Raw genomic sequence first — 16,159 nt, 5'->3', positions numbered from 1 at the left:
GGAACGGGCGAGCCCATGGTGCAAAACCTGCGTTCGGCCCTTCGCTAGCAGCGAACTTTCAGTTGCGCAGCGCGAGCGGGGAGCCTCCTCCCGCGTACGGGAGGAGGCGCAGCTTGCTGGAGGAAGAACTTATTGAAGGAACCCAGCGCCGCGGGCAGCAGTGTCGTAGGCGGCCTTGACGTCTGCAAGTGCCTGGTCGGCATCCTCACTGCCAGCCATGAATTCAGCCAGTTCAGTAGAGAGCGCGGTGTGCAGCAGTCCCATATAGGGCTGCATCGGATAGGGGCGCGCACCACCATTGGCATTGGCAATGACACCGACTGCGGCCGGACCGGGTTCGTAGCCCGCGATCAGCCACGTGGCGACATCCTTATTGGCCATCATCATGTCCGGGGAAACGCCGTGAACCATGGCCCGGAAGGAGGCTTCAGCGTCTTCATCCGAGATATTCTTGGCGATGGTGAACCCGTCCCACCACAGCGCCGCTGCCGGCGTGGAACCGCCGCCGATGGTGGGCGCGGCAGTCAGAACAGTGTTCTCGACCACGCCGTCCACTGCGCCTTCGTCGTCAAGAATGGCGCCAGCCAGCGACCCCCACTCATTCATGATGGCGACATTGCCGGCTTCATATTCCTTCTGGATCTCGGTGGCGTCATAAGTGAGGTAATCAGGATCCATATAGGCGGTCATTTCACGCATGACCCGCAGGGCTTCGCGCCCGTTTTCATTGTCGATGGTCAACTCGGCGCTGCCTGGGGCAAAGAACTCGCCGCCTGTGCCCAGGTAGTTGTTGACGAATTCCGCCGCGAGGTCCCAGCCGGGTTTGACCGAGGCCGCCAGCGGATACTCCATCAACCCCGCTTCCTTGATGGCAGCGGCGGCGGCCAGCACCTCGTCATAGCTCTTGGGAGGCTCGATACCGGCCTCTTCCAGAATGTCCTTGCGATAGAACATGTGCTGACCATTGCCCATAAAGGCGATGGCCATGATCTTGCCGTCGATCTTGACCAGTTGGCTGGGCTGCAGGTCCTGGCCGTATTTGGCGACCAGATCATCGAGTGGCCGGATCAGGTCCGCATTGAGCAGCGGCACGATGGAATTGTTGGCCACAACCGCCACGGTGTATTCGGCTGGATTGATGGTCAGGGCCGGTACCTGGATTTCCTTGTGCTCGGCCGTCGCGTTGGCAGTCACCACCACGGCGTCGGAAGCGCATTCCTGAGCAGTGGCATTGATCGTGCGCAATGCCTCAAAGTCATTGCTGAGAATGCGGACCGAACCGGCCTCGATCCCACAGTCGGCGAAGGCGGCGCCCGTTCCCAGGGCCAGGGCAGTCGCCGATATGGCGAGTGTGATAAGGGGCTTCATGTTGTTTCTCCTGACTTTGGGTACCTGGTACCCACCCTCGCTGCGAAAACCGGGCATCCGGCTGCCGCAACTCTGCAGCGTTCCTACCTATTGCATACGTATGCATAGCATACTTGCATTCGTATGCAATAGGCACCTTTGCACATCGAGACCGGCCAGGCAACGACTGCCTTCTGCGCCGGAACGCATGCACCTGGTTTGCGTTTTCCTTCGAGCATGCTGAAGCACGTGGGGCGCAGGACCGCGCAGTGGCATTTATCGTATTGTAACACTAATGCGAGCGTGGTAACGATTTCAGCAGGAAGAGGAGGATAGGCTGTAGGGGTGACATCTCAACCGCGTCAAAAGCGGCTCTGAGTGGTCTTGCCTTGTCCAGCCTCAAACAAAACCTCCCACATGAATGTCGCCAACAAGGGGAGGACGTGTTGGCACTACTGGAACTATCAGGCGTGACCAAGGAGTTCGGCGCCATCCGAGCGCTCTCCGATGTCAGTTTTACCATTCAGCCCGGCGAGGTCGTCGGCCTGATGGGAGATAATGGCGCCGGCAAGTCGACGCTGGTCAAGATCATATCGGGCATCTATCAGCCGACCGCCGGTACGCTGCACTTCTCGGGAAGTCGTGCCCATATCCACAGCCCGGGCGAAGCCCGGCGGCTAGGCATCGAGACCGTTTACCAGGATCTCGCTCTGGCCGACAATCTGACTGCCGCCGAGAACATCTTCCTGGGCCGGGAACTCAAGCGCCAGATTGGACCACTCCGCTTCCTGCGGCATGCCGCCATGAACGCCCGGGCGGCCGAACTCTTTGCCGAGCTCAAGTCTGAGACACGCGCGGACGACTATGTGCGGCAGATGTCTGGCGGACAGCGCCAGGCTGTCGCGATCGCCCGCACCCGGCTGTCCGATGCCAAGCTGATCCTGATGGACGAGCCCACCGCTGCCATCTCGGTGCGGCAAGTCGCCGAGGTGTTGAACCTTATTCACCGCCTCAAAGAGGCCGGCATTGCTGTCATCCTGATCTCCCACCGCATGCCCGACGTCTTCGCGGTGTGCGAACGCGTCATCGTCATGCGCCGGGGCACCAAGGTCGCTGACAAGGCCATTACTGCATCCTCGCCTGAAGAAGTCACAGCGCTGATCACCGGCGCCAAGGAGGCTGCGTGATGACTGACACCCATGCCACGACATTCACCAATGTGGGACGCACCCGCTTCTGGCAGCGCGGATTCCTGGCCAGCCAGTCGGCTTATGTGCTGGCGGCGCTGATCCTGCTCATCATCGTCATGAGCTTCCTGTCACCCAACTTTCTGACCAGCGGCAATGTCTCCAATATCACCCGCAATTTCTCCTTCATCGCCATTGCCACGCTGGGCATAACGCTGGTGATCATTACAGGGGGGATCGACCTGTCCGTGGGGTCGACAATTGCTCTGGCCGCCACCATCACTTCCCTGACAATGAACGGCCTGAACACGGCCGAATTCTATCCCTTTGCCGGCAGCGCGCTCCTGATATCCCTTGTTGCAGGTCTTTCCGCCGCGGCGGCCGTAGGTCTGTTCAATGGAGTGGCAATCGCCAAGCTCAAGCTCAGTCCATTCGTGACCACGCTGGGCACACTCTCCATGGTGCGTGGCCTGGTCTATGTGGCCACTCAGGGCCGCGGCACATTCCCCGCCGGACCGGACAAGGAACTCTTCCTTGCTGTCACCGCAGGCAAGTTCGGCGAAGTGCCCGTGGCTTTCTTCTACCTGATCATCTGTGCGGCAATCATGTGGGTGGCGCTCAACCACACGGCCTGGGGCAAACATGTCTTTGCCATCGGCAGCAATGAGAATGCTGGGCGGCTGACTGGCGTCGCGGTCGATCGGGTCAAGATCCAGGTCTACGTGCTGTGTTCGCTGGCCGCCGGGGTCAATGGCATCATCATTTCCGGCTGGCTCGGCTCGGCTCCGGCCAATCTCGCCACCGCGTACGAGCTGACCATTATCGCGGCTGCCGTGATCGGCGGCGCCAACCTGGCGGGTGGCGTCGGCGGGGCGGCCGGGGCCATTATCGGTTGCATCCTCATCGAGGTGATCCGAAACGGACTGGTCCTGGCGCGCGTCGACCCCTACTGGCAGCAGACCCTGGTGGGCGCGATCATCGTTGCCGCCGTGTTGGTGGACCGGCTGCGCTCGTCGCGCAACGGCTGAGTTTACATCGAGATCGCCCTGTCCGGCCGAGGGGGCTGGGCCGGGTGTCAAATGGCCAGCGGAGACATCCGCTGGCAACAGAAGCGGCTTGCCCGGGGGCAAGCCCAACGGAGGAGACTATTATGACCAAAACTGCAATCGTGCTCGGTACGATCGCCACCATGTTCCTCGGCGGTACCGCCATTGCCCAGGACAGCTACACCTTCGCTGTCGTGCCCAAGGCAATGAACAATCCGTTCTTTGACCTGGCCCGCGACGGTTGCGAGGCCCGGGCCGCTGAACTGGGCAATGTGACCTGCCTCTATATCGGCCCGGTCGAGCACGAAGCCACCACCCAGGCCCAGATCATCGAGGATCTGATCACTCAGGGCGTCGACGGTCTGGCCATTTCAGTGTCGGACATTGCCGCCGCCACCACCGTCATCGACCGTGCCACTGAGGCTGGCATTGCTGTTATCACCTTCGATTCCGATGCCCCCGACAGCACCCGCACCGCCTATGTCGGCACCGACAACAAGCTGTTCGGTGAAGACTTGGGCAAGCTGCTGCTGCAGGTGGCGCCCGATGGTGGCACCTATGGCATGATCTCCGGAGGAGCCGCCGCACCGAACCTGGCCCTGCGCGTCGATGGCGTGCGTGAGGCCCTTGCCGGTTCGAACTGGACCGAAGTGCCCGGTTCGCCGACCTTCTCGAACGACGATATCGCCCTTGCCGTGCAGCAGATGGGCGATCTCAAGACCGCCAATCCGGATATCTCGGCCATCGTGCCGGTCGGTGGCTGGCCCATGTTCGCGCCCGACGGCTGGAAGAACTTTGTCGACCAGTACAAGGCGGAAGTGGACAGCGGTGAACTCGCTCTGGTGGTGGCGGACACCCTTCCCCAGCAGCTCGAACTGCTCAAGGAAGGCTATGCACATGGCCTCGTCGGCCAGCGCCCCTATGAGATGGGTCAGAAGGCCATGGACACGCTGCTTGCCATCAAGAATGGCGAGACTGTCGACGAGATCATCTACACGGGCAACGACGTCGTCACCCAGGAGAACGTCGATCAGTTCCTGAACTAAACCTTATGTCCGGGGTGGTCCGCCACCCCGGACAACCCTTGTTCCTGGATCTCCCAAAGGCCAATCACGTCGCATTTTTTGGCCGGCAACTGGCCCCGCATCTGCGGGGCTTTTTTGTCCATTAGCCACCGCGACAGCAACGGCGTCCAACTTGACTTTCTCGGATTTGCCATCCACCAAGCTCGCAATGCCTGCCATGCATTGGAGTTTTCAGCGGAGCCATGTCCACTTCGAAGCGCCCCCGCGGTAGCCGACCCACAATGATGGACGTCGCATCGGCTGCAGGCGTCTCACAAGCCACTGTTTCCCTCGTCCTGAACGGCAGCAAGCTTGCCCGCCTGAGCGACGAAACCCGCAAGCGCGTCATGGAAGCAGCTGACAGGCTCAACTATAAATTCGTCCGTCGCAGCCCAAAATCCGCCCGCAATGACCAGGCGACAATCCTGTTTGTCGCGGACGAAGCATCCACCGATCCGTGGATGACCCTTGCCTTCGAAGGTGCCCGGGACAAGGCACTCGACTATGGTGTGAACGTGCTCATGGCCGTCAGTCATGGCGATGCCGAATTCGAAGAGGGCCTTCTGACGAACCTGGTCGACCAGCCGATTTTGGGCATCATCTATGGCACCATCCTGACCCGTCAGGTCAACCTGCCGGCCGCTTTTGCCGAACATCAGGCCGTTCTGGTGAACTGCTATGACCAGAACGGCGTTCTGCCTTCAGTGCTGCCGGCGGACCTGTTGGGCGGCAGGGTCGCCACCGAGCACCTGATTGGTCTGGGTCGCAGACGGATCGGCATGATCAACGGGCAGCGCGGCCTGGATAATCCCCGGGACCGCCTCAAGGGATACAAGCAAGCCCTCACATCGCACGACATCCTGTTTGATCCGGACCTGGTCAAACCCGGGAACTGGGAGCCCTCGTCAGGTTTTCAGATGACGCTCGAACTCATGGCTCTGGACAATCCGCCCGATGCCATCTTCTGCGCGAACGATCTCATGGCCATGGGCTGTTTCGACGCGCTCAAGCAACTTGGGCTGAAGATACCTGATGATGTTGCGGTGATCGGATATGACGACCGCGAAATCGCGCGCTTCCTGCACCCGCCGCTGACCACCCTGGTGCTACCCCAATACGAAATGGGGCAGACAGCGGCCGAACTGTTGCTGGACGCAGTCAATGGCCTGACGACAGGTCCCAAGCGCATCAAGGTCGAGTGCGAATTGATCGAGCGCGAGTCGACGCTGGGCACGCGTCAGCCAGCGCTGGAGGGGGCGGCCGAGTAAACGACCGCCCTGCCCCGAACGTGCCTGGCCTCACTCGGACGAGCGTGCGCTGCGCAGGCGATCGAACGCCACGGCAATGACGATGAACGAGCCAACAAAGGCGCCCTGCCAGAAGGTGCTGATACCGAGCAGGATCAGGCTGTTGCGGATGACCTCGATCAGCAGCGCCCCGACCACCGCCCCAAACGCGGTGCCAACACCGCCGGCCAGATTGGCGCCGCCAATCACGGCCGCAGCGATTACCGACAGCTCCATGGCCTGACCGAGATTGGTGGTCACCCCACCCAGCCAGCCCACTTCCAGAATACCGGTGATACCGGCCGTAAAAGCTGAAAACACATAGACCGAAACCTTGAGTGGCTTGACCGCAATGCCGGTCAGCTTGGCGGCCTGCTCATTGCCGCCCATGGCGAACAGATGCTGGCCCCAGCGCGTCCACCGGAAGGCAAAGCCTGTCAGTACGGCCAATACAGCCAGAACGATCAACGGGTTCGGCATGCCCAGGGTGGACCCTCCACCGAGCCCCAGCAGCAAGCTGTGATCCGGGCCAAATTCATAGATCATCTTGTTGTTGGAGAGCACCATGGCCAGGCTTCGCGCCAGTGACAGCATGCCAAGCGTCACGACGAAGGCGGGCATGCCCGCATAGGCGATCAATATGCCGTTCACCAGCCCCACCGCCACCGCAGCCAGCAGGGCAACGGGTATGCCAATCCATATCGGCATTCCGCCTGACATGATCACCGCGATCGTCATGGCAGAAAGGACGACCGTCGACCCAACCGAGAGATCGATGCCGCCGGAGGCGATCACGGCTGTCATGCCGATGGCTATGATTCCCACAAAGGCGAAATTGCGGGAGACGTTGAACAGGTTCCTCTCGGTGGCAAAGGTATCGGTGAGCAGGGTCAGCGCCAGGCAGGCCAGCACAGCCGCAAGAAAGACCCAGAAGGTTTGCCGGCTCGACAGCCGGGCGAGCAGGCTCTTGTGTTCGGATGCGCCGATGATTTCATCAAGTGTTGAATTGGTCGACATTCGTGTTGTCCTCGGCGGTTCAGGCGGCCTCGATGGCCCCGGTAATCAATCCGGTCACTTCTTCTGGTGACGACTCGGCGGCGCGCTTGCTCGCAACCAACCGGCCACGGCGCAGCACCGCTATCTTGTCCGCGACTTCGAAAACGTCCGGCATGCGGTGACTGATCAGGACCACCGCGATTCCATGGTCCCGCAGGTTGCGAATGAGGTTGAGCACCTCTGTGACCTGACGAACGGAAATGGCCGCCGTGGGCTCGTCCATCAGCACGATCCGCGCATCGGTGAGCAGGGTCCGCGCAATGGCTACGGCCTGCCTCTGTCCACCGGACATCCGATGCACCAGATCGCGCGGCCTTGTCTCGGACTTGAGGCGAGCGAAGAGCTGCGCCGACTTGGCGTGCATGCCGGAATAATCAATGAGCCGCAGCGGCCCGATCTTGCGCAGCAGCTCCCGCCCCAGAAACACATTGGACGCTGCCGATAGATTGTTGCACAGGGCGAGATCCTGATAGACGACCTCAATGCCGGCGCGCTGAGCGTCGCGTGGCTTGTGAAACTCCGCCTTTCGATCCCCCACATAGAGCGCACCGCTGGTTGGAGCGAAATTGCCGGCAATGACTTTGACCAGGGTCGACTTGCCCGCCCCGTTGTCCCCCATCAATCCCACAACTTCACCCGGCTCAATCGCCAGAGATACGTCATTCAGGGCCTGAATAGCACCGAAGTGCTTACTCACGCCGTCCAGTCTCAATGCGCTCATGCGCCTCCCTTTCTACCTCGCATGCGTCGTCTTCCCGCAAGGGTCACGTCGCGTCCGCCGTTCCTCCGACAGCGCCGCAACCCCTTCCTCATGCCCAGCCTTGCGACCCGCAACACAAAGTGGGTTGACGCGCATCCCATTCCGGTGCTGATATTATCACATAATATGATCAGTCACTCCAGTGGTTTGATTTATATTATCGCTGCGACCGCGCGACACCTGCACACAACAGCATGGCGGGGCGGCGGCCCGTTCGGCGGCGCCATGCCGAACATCCAGAGGGAGGAAATCAACGAATGAAGCTCAACCAGATCACCATAGCGGCGGCTGCACTCGCGCTCGCTGCCACGCAGGTTCAGGCCCAGGACAAGCAGACTTTGGCCATTGTCGTGAAAGGTCTCGACAACCCGTTCTTTGAACAGATCAATCTCGGCTGCCAGGATTGGGCAGCCAACAACCCAGACTCCGAGTATGAATGCCTTTACACCGGACCCGCCTCGAGCGCCGACGAGGCCGGACAGGTGCAGCTCGTTGACGATCTGATCACACGCGGCGTTGCAGCAATCGCCATCTCTCCGTCCAACGCGCCGGCGATGGCCAATCGTCTGCGGGAGATCGCCCCATCCATCCCCGTCATGACCGTCGACGCCGATCTGTCAGAAGCCGATCGGGACCTCCGCGCGACATTTCTGGGCACGGACAACTACCTGATGGGCGTCATGATGTCCGAACAGGCGATGCGCCTCAAGCCCGATGGCGGCACGGTGTGCCTGCAGCTGGGCAACGTAGCGGCGGACAACATCAATGCGCGCGCAGCTGGTTTCCGCGACACAATTGCTGGCTCCGAAGGTACTGATCGTCTCACCGGCCAATCCGGCTGGTCCGAGATCGAGGGCTGCCCTGTCTTCACCAATGACCAGGCGGACCTTGCCAACCAGCAAATGGCCGACGTTTTCACGGCAAATCCGGATCTGGACGCCTTCATCCTGGTTGGCGGCTGGGCGCAGTTCGCCCCACAGGCCTACGCCCAGGTCACGGATCAGGTCATGGACCGGCTGTCCAGCAACGACCTCATCATCGTCGCAGGCGATACACTGCCGCCGCAGGTGCAGGCCTTCAACGAGGGCCGCAGCCACGCCCAGATCGGTCAGCGGCCTTTCGAAATGGGGCAGCGCTCGCCTGACGTGATGATCCAGCTCATCAACGGCGAGCAGGTCGACGACCCGATCTACACGGGTCTGGACGTCTGCACGCGCGAAGAGCCCGGCTTCTGCGCCCAGTAGCCAACCAACGGGGCGTGGCGCAACTCGCCACGCCCAGACCACTCACAAAGAGGTTCAGGCGTGAGACTGCTTGTTACCGGCATCACCGGCAAGGTGGGTGCCAGCTTTCTGCCTGCGTTTCGGGCAGACCCCAGGTTCGCTGACTGGCAGATCAGAGCAATCTGCAACAACCGGATCATTGATGATCCGTCCGTTGAGATTGTCCAGGCGTCTATTTCCGATGCGGACGCCATGGAATCCGCCATGGACGGGGTCACGCACGTGCTTCACATGGCGTCGGTCAAGGAGTCGCCGAAACTGGCCATCGATATCGGCGTCAAGGGTATGTTCAACCTGCTCGAGGCCTTTCGCAAGGCACCTCGCGCCCACCAGTTCCTGCTGATTAGCGGGGACTGCACCGTCGGCCACATCCAGCAGCCCTACGACGAACCGATCACCGAAATGTCCCCGCGCCGCGCCTATCCGGGCTGCTATGCGCTGACCAAGGCGATCGAGGAAGTCATGCTGGAGCAGTATCGCATCCAGTATGGCATCAACACGTGCTGTCTGCGTGCACCCTGGATCATGGAAAAGGACGACTTCCGCTACGCACTGAGCTTTCGTGAGCAATTCGGCGGACCGTCCTGGACGGAGCTGCTCGCACCCGATCAAATCTCCAGCTACGCCCGCAATGAAACCATCCCATTGCTGCGTGATGTACGCGGCATGCCGCTCAGACGGAACTTCATCCATGTCGACGATCTGGTGAGCGCCATTCTGTCGGCGCTCGACAATGCCGCCGCAGAGGGACAGCTGTTCAACATTTCGATGAACGCGCCCGTTGACTACGGCGAGGTTGCCGAGCACCTGCGCGCGACACGCGGGTTGTCGGCCGCCGAAATAGATACGCCCTTTCACAGCAACTGGCTCGACAATGCCAAGGCTCGGCTATTCTTGGGCTGGCAACCGCTTGTTGACCTCAAACAACTCATCGACCGGGCATGGACCTATGACCGCGCCCCCGATGATCCGCGCATCGTCTGGTATCCTGGATAGGCGATGATGCGAAACCCAATATCCGACCATCAGAGCTTGCTGTCCGTACACCGGGCGAACGGGCAAATCTGACGGCGGGTATCTACCGCCGAATGGCAGCGGTTTGTCATTCGGCACATCAAATCGTCGGTGACAACGTCCGAGGGACGACCGTCATGGGAGGATGCTATGAAACTTGCAAATGCTGCTTCACTCGCCGTTCTCGCGGCCATGCTGGCCGGTCCGGCAATGGCTCAGGACAAGCCCCAGTTGGCCTTTGTGGTCAATGCCGCGTCTGACTTCTGGAAGCTGGCCGAAGCCGGCGTCGCCAAGGCACAAGAGGAACTGCCCGACTACGAACTGCAGTTCCGCTATCCCGCTCAGGGCACAGCCGCGCTGCAGAACGCGCTGATGGACGACCTTGTCGCCGCCGGCACCGATGCGATCATGATTTCTTCCGCCGATCCGAAAAACTCGACGGACGCATTCAATCGCATTGCCGCCCAGGTCCCCCTGTTCACCACCGACAGCGATGCCCCTGACAGCAACCGCCTGGCCTATCTGGGCTCGTCCAACACCGATGCAGGTGTCCAGGCAGGCGAGATCGCCGTCAAGGCGCTGCCGGATGGCGGCAAATGCATGGGTTTCGTCGGTTTCCTGGGCGCCGATAACGCGGTGGAACGCATCGCCGGCTTCCGTCAGGCCATCGAGGGCTCTGGCATCGAGCTTGTGGACGTACGCGGCGACGATGTCGACTTTGCCCGCGCCCGCTCCAATGTCGATGACGTGCTGGCCGCCAATCCGGAAATCAATTGCATGGTCGGTTTCTACTCATACAATCCGCCCAAGATCTATGAGGCCCTGCAGGCCGCGGGCAAGTTGGGCCAGGTCACGGTCATCGCCTTCGACGAAGATCCGATCACCCTGGGCGCGGTGCGTGAGGGGAGTTTCGCGGGGACCGTTGTGCAGGATCCCTACCAGTGGGGCTACCAGGGCATGCACCTGATGGCCGACTATCTGGAAGGTGACACTTCGGGCATCCCGGAGGATGAGTTGATCATTGTTCCCACCAAGGTCATCGATCAGTCCAATGTCGATGCCTTCGAGGCGGAACTCAAGGCGCGTATTGGCGGGTAATCCTCCCAGCCAACGCATCCGCATCGGGACCTGGCCGGTACCAGGCCCCGGTGCGGGCACGTCCAACGCTAGTGAATTCTCTCTCCAGCCGAGCAGGCGGACTTGATGACTGATACGGACCAAACATCTCCTGCCCCACTTCTGCGGCTGGAAAATATCTCCAAGGTCTATCCTGGAGTGGTGGCACTCTCAGCCGTGCATCTGGAGATATGGCCCGGCGAAGTCGTCGCCCTAATCGGCGAAAATGGCGCCGGCAAATCGACGCTCATGAAGATCCTCGGTGGCGTCATTGAGCCGAGCTCGGGGCACATCAGCATCGACAACGTGGCCTATAGCCGCCTGAACGTCGCGCAATCGCAGGCTGCCGGCATCGCCTTCGTGCATCAAGAACTCAATGTTTTCGACAACCTCAGCGTAGCTGCCAACATCTTTCTTGGACGCGAAATCCGCTCCTCGCTTGGCCTGCTCGACTCTGCCGCCATGTCCCGGGCAGCGGCTCCGCTGCTCAAGCGTGTCGGCGCCCGCTTTGGTCCCGAGGCGCAGGTCGCCTCGCTTTCCCTGGCGGAGCGGCAGCTTCTCGAAATTGCCAAGGCGCTCTCCATCGACGCCCGCATCGTCATCATGGATGAACCGACCTCGTCACTGACCTTGTCCGAAACCCGGACGCTGATGAAAGTCATTGCCGATCTCAAGGCTCACGGTGTCTCCGTCATCTACATCTCGCACCGTCTGGGCGAGGTCGAAGAGTGTGCCGATCGCGTTGTTGGTCTCCGCGACGGCAGGAACGCCGGCACCTTGGGCCGCGAGGGGATCACGCATGATGCAATGATCCGCCTGATGATCGGCCGCGATCTCAAGTCGCTCTATGTCGAGCCAGCACAGCCACGAGGCGAGCCGATCCTGGCGCTGCGCGATGTCCGCATTGCGTCCAATCCGCGCTCCAGCGTCACGCTCGACATCTGCGCCGGCGAAATCGTGGGTATTGCCGGCCTGGTTGGTGCGGGACGCACCGAACTGGCCGAAGCCATCTTCGGCATCGGAAAGGTCATCGATGGCCAGGTCCTGCTGGACGGTCGCGAGTTCGCCGTATCGTCACCACGACAGGCCATCGCCGCGGGCATCTATCTTGTGCCCGAAGATCGCAAGCAGGCCGGCTTGCTGCTCGAAAGTGCCATCTCGGACAACATTGCCCTGCCGGATCTGGGCGCGGTCATGCATCTGGGCATGGTCTCGGATCGGGCCATCGACCAGCGTGCCGAAGACCAGCGCCTGAAGCTGGGTATCAAGACCGATAGTGTCAGGCGCAACGCTGCCGAACTGTCCGGTGGCAATCAGCAAAAGGTTGTCCTGGGCAAATGGCTCTCCATGCAACCGCGCCTGATCATCTTTGACGAGCCGACACGCGGTATCGACGTTGGGGCCAAGTCGGAAATCTACGCCCTGATGCGCGCCCTGGCCGATAGTGGCGTCGGGGTGGCGATGATCTCGAGTGACATGGAGGAAGTCATCGGTGTGTCCGACCGCATCGTGGTGCTGAGGGAGGGCCGGGTGGCCGGCATGCTGCCTCGGTCGGATTTCTCGGAACATAACGTCCTGCGGCTGGCCGTCGGCGCAAAATAGGTTACGGACTATGCACAAGAAAGACATGGGACTGGCGGTCCTGATCATCGTCGTGGGAGCAATCGTCTACCTGCGCAACCCACTCTTCCTGTCCCCCATCAATCTGGGCAACACGGCCAATTTGATCGGTCTTTTCGGCTTGTTTGCGATCGGCCAGGGCTTTGTCATCATGACTGGCGGCATCGACCTCTCGGTGGGTTCGATGATCGCCCTATTGGGCGTGATCTTTGTCGACATGGTAGGCAAGTATGGCGTCCCCTGGCCCCTGGCCATTGCCATTACCATCTGTCTTGGCGCGGCCATGGGACTGGCTCACGGCCTGCTGATCACCCGGCTCAAGATGCAACCATTTGTGGTGACGTTGTGCGGCCTGCTTATTTATCGTGGCGTGGCCCGCGGCTACACCGGTGAAGCGACGGCAGGCTTCCCCTTCGGCGCCAGCTATCCCGAACTGGAATGGCTGACGATCGGCCGGTCCTTTGGGGTACCCCACGCCTTCTGGGCCATGATCCTGGTGGCCATTGTAGCCTGGCTGGTACTGCATCGGTCGGTGTTCGGACGCCACCTTTATGCGGTGGGCAAGAATGAGGATGCAGCGCGCTATTCCGGCGTCAAGACCGACGCAGTCATCACTGGAGCCTATGTGATCAGCGCAGTGCTGGCTGCGGTCGCCGCAGTCTATTTCGCCATGTTCACCAAGTCTGTTCAGCCATCTTCGCACGGCAATTTCTATGAGCTCTATGCCATCGCCGCAGCGGTGCTTGGCGGGTTTTCCCTCCGGGGCGGCGAGGGATCGATCATTGGCGTGGTCTTGGGCGCGGTGCTGCTTCAAGAGCTGCAAAACCTCGTCAACCTTCTCGGTATTCCCTCGTCGCTCAACTTTGCCGTGATGGGGGCAGTCATCCTGGTTGGCGTCCTGGCGGACCAGCAATTCAACCGCTACCGGGAACGGCGCAGAGCCGCCCGGGCGCTGGAGGGGCTTGGCCAGGAAGCTACTGCCTCGGACACACGGCTACCCGTCGATGGTCCGCGCGGCGGCCCTGATGGCGTTCCCCGATCAAGCTGACCGGGGAACCAACCGTATCCTGCCATTGATGTCAGGTTGTCTCGGAACAGGTGGAGTGCAGTCGGCGCAAAGGGCCAATTCAGCGGCCCGCATCGACTCGATCCACTAGATCAACTTCGCCCGGATGCGACGGGAGATGGCGTCAATCGCAGCCACGGTCACCAAGATCATCAGAATGATGAAGGCAGCTTCCTGCCAGTTGTTGATGCGGATGCGATCCGACAATTGCAGGCCGATACCGCCAGCGCCGACGATGCCCAGGATCGTTGCTGACCGGACGTTGGACTCGAAGAAATAGAGCACATGGCTCATCATCACCGGAAACACCTGTGGGAACACACCCAGCCGCACCACGTGCAGCCCGGCACCGCCTGAAGCGCGCACGCCGTCCACCGGTTTCCGGTCGACGTTTTCGATTGCTTCGGCAAAGAGCTTCCCGAAGACCATCACATCGCCGACCGCAATGGCCAGCACACCCGCAAAAGGCCCCAGACCCACCGCTGACACGAAGATTAGAGCCCACACCAGCCCGTCAATGCCGCGAAAGGCGTCGAAGAACCGCCGCAGGCCGAAATGGAACAGCCAATTGGGCACGATGTTCTTGGCGCCAAGAAAGCCGAGTGGCAAGGCGACAACGAAGGCGATAAGCGTACCCAGAAAGGCCATTGCCAGGGTCTCGGCCATAGCCAGACAGTAGTCCCAGAAGCCATCGCCCGGCCAAGGCGGGATCATCAGGGTAACCAACAGGCCCAGCTTGTTCAGCCCATTGATGACTCGCAGCGGCGAAGCATCGATCCACCACAGGCCAAAACCCATTACGCCGAGAAACCCGAGCCACAAGCACCAGTCGCGCAGACGCTCCAAAGGTGGTTTGGTGAAGATGCCCGGGTGAGTGCGCTTCAGGCGAGAGACGTCGGCGTGTGAGGCAAGGGTCATGTCAGGCGCTCTGCGTCAGGTTGTGGCCGATGAGCCGATGGCGAATGGATTCACAGGAAATATCGATCACCGAAGTAGTGAGGATGAGCAGCAGCATGATCGCTGAGATATCGGTGTATTCGAACTGCCGGATGGCAACGTAGAGGTCTTCGCCGATACCGCCGGCGCCAACCAGACCAAGCGCAGAAGCGCCGCGAACATTGATCTCGAAGCGCAGCAGCAGGTAGCTCGCATAGTTCGGCAAAGCTTGCGGCACCACACCCAGGCGCATGATCATGGGCCAGTTACCGCCGGACGCGCGCACCCCCTCGATTGGACGCGGATCGACATTCTCATTGACCTCGGCAAAGAGCTTGCCGAGCGAACCGGCCGTGTGCACAGCGATGGCAAGGACGCCGGCGAAGGGGCCCAGCCCAAAGGCGAAGACGAATATCAGCGCAAAGACCAGTTCGGGTACGGTTCGGAAGAATTCGAGAGTGCGGCGCGCAATGAAATAAATGCCGGTGTTCTCAACCAGATTGCGCGAAGCGGGAAAGCTCAGCAGCAAGGCGACAGCACCGCCCAAAACCGTTCCGACAAAGCCCATCAGAATGGTCTCTACAAGCAGGCGGGTCCAGAAACGCAGGCCCCAGTACCAGTCGGCCAAGTCGGCCCAGAAATTCTCCACCGAAAGCGAGGGGAGCGTTCCGGCGATATAGTTCCAGGCCATAGGCAGGCCTTTGAGGAGGCCCGGAATGCTGAAGTCGCTGACGGCAACCGAACCGATCAGGGCAGCGAGAAAAAGTGCCCCATAGAGCAGGGTCCAGTTCCGGCGGGTGAACTGCTGCTGCCGGTAACGGTCCTCGAAGGAATGGATGCGCTCTGCGCGCGTGGTCGAAGACAGCCGGCCATTGGTCTGGGTGATGGTGGACACGCGCGCCTCGCGGAAAAAGAGCCGGCGCGCGAAATGCGCACCGGCAGGCAGGGACATCAGTTGCCGTTCTTGCGGCGTTGTTCGGCGTTGAACTCGGTTATGGCGATCACGTCGAGATAGTCATCGTGGGTGGCGGCGACATATCCGCTGGAGGTGCCGCGGGTATATTCCGCGAAGCCTTCCGGGTCCTTTTCGGGGAAGGCCATCAGCACGGCCTTGAACTCATCCTGGAGTTCCTGCGGCAGGGTTGTCAGCATCATCACCGGGGTGTTCGGGATGACCGGGGACTTCCAGATGATGCGGGTCGAGCCCTTCTCGATCAGGCCCTTGCCCTCCATGGTCTGGATATTGCCGGCAGTCTCGTTGCGCCAATGGGTGGCCACCGCGTCGAACGTGCCGTTGACCAAGGCCATCACGCTCTGCTCGTGACCACCCGAGAAGGCCACTTCGCCGAAATATTCATCAGCCGAAGTGTTGAGCTCT

15 protein-coding genes are annotated in these 16,159 nt (G+C 61.0%); 9 read left to right on the top strand and 6 right to left on the bottom strand.

From position 1 onward, the window contains the following. Positions 1-129: 129 nt before the first annotated feature. Positions 130-1,368, bottom strand: a complete 1,239-nt coding sequence (locus QZ564_RS06060) for an extracellular solute-binding protein (protein WP_297106289.1) — start codon at positions 1,366-1,368, stop codon at positions 130-132. Between the two features lie 425 nt (positions 1,369-1,793). Between QZ564_RS06060 and QZ564_RS06055 the strand changes: the two genes are divergently transcribed. The 4 genes from QZ564_RS06055 to QZ564_RS06040 all read left to right on the top strand — a co-directional run bounded on the left by QZ564_RS06055 (position 1,794) and on the right by QZ564_RS06040 (position 5,912). Further along, positions 1,794-2,534: an ATP-binding cassette domain-containing protein gene (locus QZ564_RS06055; protein WP_297106286.1), complete on the top strand. Its 741-nt coding sequence runs from the start codon at positions 1,794-1,796 to the stop codon at positions 2,532-2,534. Beyond that, positions 2,534-3,562, top strand: coding sequence for an ABC transporter permease (locus QZ564_RS06050; protein ID WP_297106283.1), 1,029 nt, complete (start codon positions 2,534-2,536; stop codon positions 3,560-3,562). Before QZ564_RS06055 ends, QZ564_RS06050 begins: the two co-directional genes overlap by 1 nt. A gap of 161 nt (positions 3,563-3,723) precedes the next feature. Beyond that, a complete protein-coding gene (locus tag QZ564_RS06045; RefSeq protein WP_297106441.1) occupies positions 3,724-4,626 on the top strand; it encodes a sugar-binding protein in 903 nt (300 codons plus the stop codon). 260 nt (positions 4,627-4,886) lie between these two features. Beyond that, on the top strand, positions 4,887-5,912 hold the full coding sequence (locus QZ564_RS06040) for a LacI family DNA-binding transcriptional regulator (RefSeq protein WP_297106277.1): 1,026 nt from the start codon (positions 4,887-4,889) through the stop codon (positions 5,910-5,912). A 30-nt stretch (positions 5,913-5,942) separates the two neighbouring features. On the opposite strand, the gene QZ564_RS06035 is transcribed toward QZ564_RS06040, so the two are convergent. Continuing rightward, complete coding sequence (locus tag QZ564_RS06035; protein ID WP_297106276.1) at positions 5,943-6,947, bottom strand: ABC transporter permease; 1,005 nt, start codon at positions 6,945-6,947, stop codon at positions 5,943-5,945. A 19-nt stretch (positions 6,948-6,966) separates the two neighbouring features. Then, entirely contained in the window at positions 6,967-7,707 is a 741-nt protein-coding gene (locus QZ564_RS06030; RefSeq protein ID WP_297106274.1) for an ATP-binding cassette domain-containing protein, read from the bottom strand. Positions 7,708-8,003: 296 nt separating this feature from the next. Between QZ564_RS06030 and QZ564_RS06025 the strand changes: the two genes are divergently transcribed. The 5 genes from QZ564_RS06025 to QZ564_RS06005 all read left to right on the top strand — a co-directional run bounded on the left by QZ564_RS06025 (position 8,004) and on the right by QZ564_RS06005 (position 13,827). After that, entirely contained in the window at positions 8,004-8,990 is a 987-nt protein-coding gene (locus tag QZ564_RS06025; protein ID WP_297106272.1) for a sugar-binding protein, read from the top strand. A 60-nt stretch (positions 8,991-9,050) separates the two neighbouring features. Continuing rightward, positions 9,051-10,025 (top strand): NAD(P)-dependent oxidoreductase, encoded by a 975-nt coding sequence (locus QZ564_RS06020; RefSeq protein ID WP_297106270.1) that lies wholly within the window; start codon positions 9,051-9,053, stop codon positions 10,023-10,025. A gap of 168 nt (positions 10,026-10,193) precedes the next feature. Further along, positions 10,194-11,141, top strand: coding sequence for a sugar-binding protein (locus tag QZ564_RS06015; protein ID WP_297106267.1), 948 nt, complete (start codon positions 10,194-10,196; stop codon positions 11,139-11,141). Between the two features lie 105 nt (positions 11,142-11,246). Beyond that, on the top strand, positions 11,247-12,761 hold the full coding sequence (locus QZ564_RS06010) for a sugar ABC transporter ATP-binding protein (RefSeq protein WP_297106265.1): 1,515 nt from the start codon (positions 11,247-11,249) through the stop codon (positions 12,759-12,761). 10 nt (positions 12,762-12,771) lie between these two features. After that, positions 12,772-13,827: an ABC transporter permease gene (locus QZ564_RS06005; protein WP_297106263.1), complete on the top strand. Its 1,056-nt coding sequence runs from the start codon at positions 12,772-12,774 to the stop codon at positions 13,825-13,827. Positions 13,828-13,932: 105 nt separating this feature from the next. Here QZ564_RS06005 and phnE (QZ564_RS06000) read toward each other — a convergent pair whose 3' ends face one another. The 3 genes from phnE (QZ564_RS06000) to QZ564_RS05990 form a co-directional block, all read right to left on the bottom strand. Beyond that, positions 13,933-14,763 carry a phosphonate ABC transporter, permease protein PhnE gene (phnE, locus tag QZ564_RS06000; protein WP_297106261.1) on the bottom strand — a complete coding sequence of 277 codons (831 nt, stop codon included), beginning with the start codon at positions 14,761-14,763 and terminating at the stop codon, positions 13,933-13,935. Between the two features lies 1 nt (position 14,764). Next, complete coding sequence (gene phnE, locus QZ564_RS05995; protein ID WP_297106259.1) at positions 14,765-15,733, bottom strand: phosphonate ABC transporter, permease protein PhnE; 969 nt, start codon at positions 15,731-15,733, stop codon at positions 14,765-14,767. Further along, a partial coding sequence (locus QZ564_RS05990; RefSeq protein WP_297106257.1) for a PhnD/SsuA/transferrin family substrate-binding protein occupies positions 15,733-16,159 on the bottom strand: 427 nt, incomplete at its 5' end. The genes QZ564_RS05990 and phnE (QZ564_RS05995), both read right to left, overlap by 1 nt.

This window comes from uncultured Devosia sp. (assembly GCF_913055165.1).
Classification (GTDB): Bacteria; Pseudomonadota; Alphaproteobacteria; order Rhizobiales; family Devosiaceae; genus Devosia.
This window is presented reverse-complemented; position numbering and strand designations above follow the sequence as displayed.

Excerpts from the sequence above, each read along its gene's own strand:
- QZ564_RS06060 (WP_297106289.1), bottom strand. The coding sequence starts at position 1,368 with ATGAAGCCCCTTATCACACTCGCCATATCGGCGACTGCCCTGGCCCTG.
- QZ564_RS06050 (WP_297106283.1), top strand. The coding sequence starts at position 2,534 with ATGACTGACACCCATGCCACGACATTCACCAATGTGGGACGCACCCGC.
- QZ564_RS06045 (WP_297106441.1), top strand. The coding sequence starts at position 3,724 with ATGTTCCTCGGCGGTACCGCCATTGCCCAGGACAGCTACACCTTCGCT.
- QZ564_RS06040 (WP_297106277.1), top strand. The coding sequence starts at position 4,887 with ATGATGGACGTCGCATCGGCTGCAGGCGTCTCACAAGCCACTGTTTCC.
- QZ564_RS06035 (WP_297106276.1), bottom strand. The coding sequence starts at position 6,947 with ATGTCGACCAATTCAACACTTGATGAAATCATCGGCGCATCCGAACAC.
- QZ564_RS06030 (WP_297106274.1), bottom strand. The coding sequence starts at position 7,707 with ATGAGCGCATTGAGACTGGACGGCGTGAGTAAGCACTTCGGTGCTATT.
- QZ564_RS06025 (WP_297106272.1), top strand. The coding sequence starts at position 8,004 with ATGAAGCTCAACCAGATCACCATAGCGGCGGCTGCACTCGCGCTCGCT.
- QZ564_RS06015 (WP_297106267.1), top strand. The coding sequence starts at position 10,194 with ATGAAACTTGCAAATGCTGCTTCACTCGCCGTTCTCGCGGCCATGCTG.
- QZ564_RS06010 (WP_297106265.1), top strand. The coding sequence starts at position 11,247 with ATGACTGATACGGACCAAACATCTCCTGCCCCACTTCTGCGGCTGGAA.
- QZ564_RS06005 (WP_297106263.1), top strand. The coding sequence starts at position 12,772 with ATGCACAAGAAAGACATGGGACTGGCGGTCCTGATCATCGTCGTGGGA.
- phnE (WP_297106261.1), bottom strand. The coding sequence starts at position 14,763 with ATGACCCTTGCCTCACACGCCGACGTCTCTCGCCTGAAGCGCACTCAC.
- phnE (WP_297106259.1), bottom strand. The coding sequence starts at position 15,733 with ATGTCCCTGCCTGCCGGTGCGCATTTCGCGCGCCGGCTCTTTTTCCGC.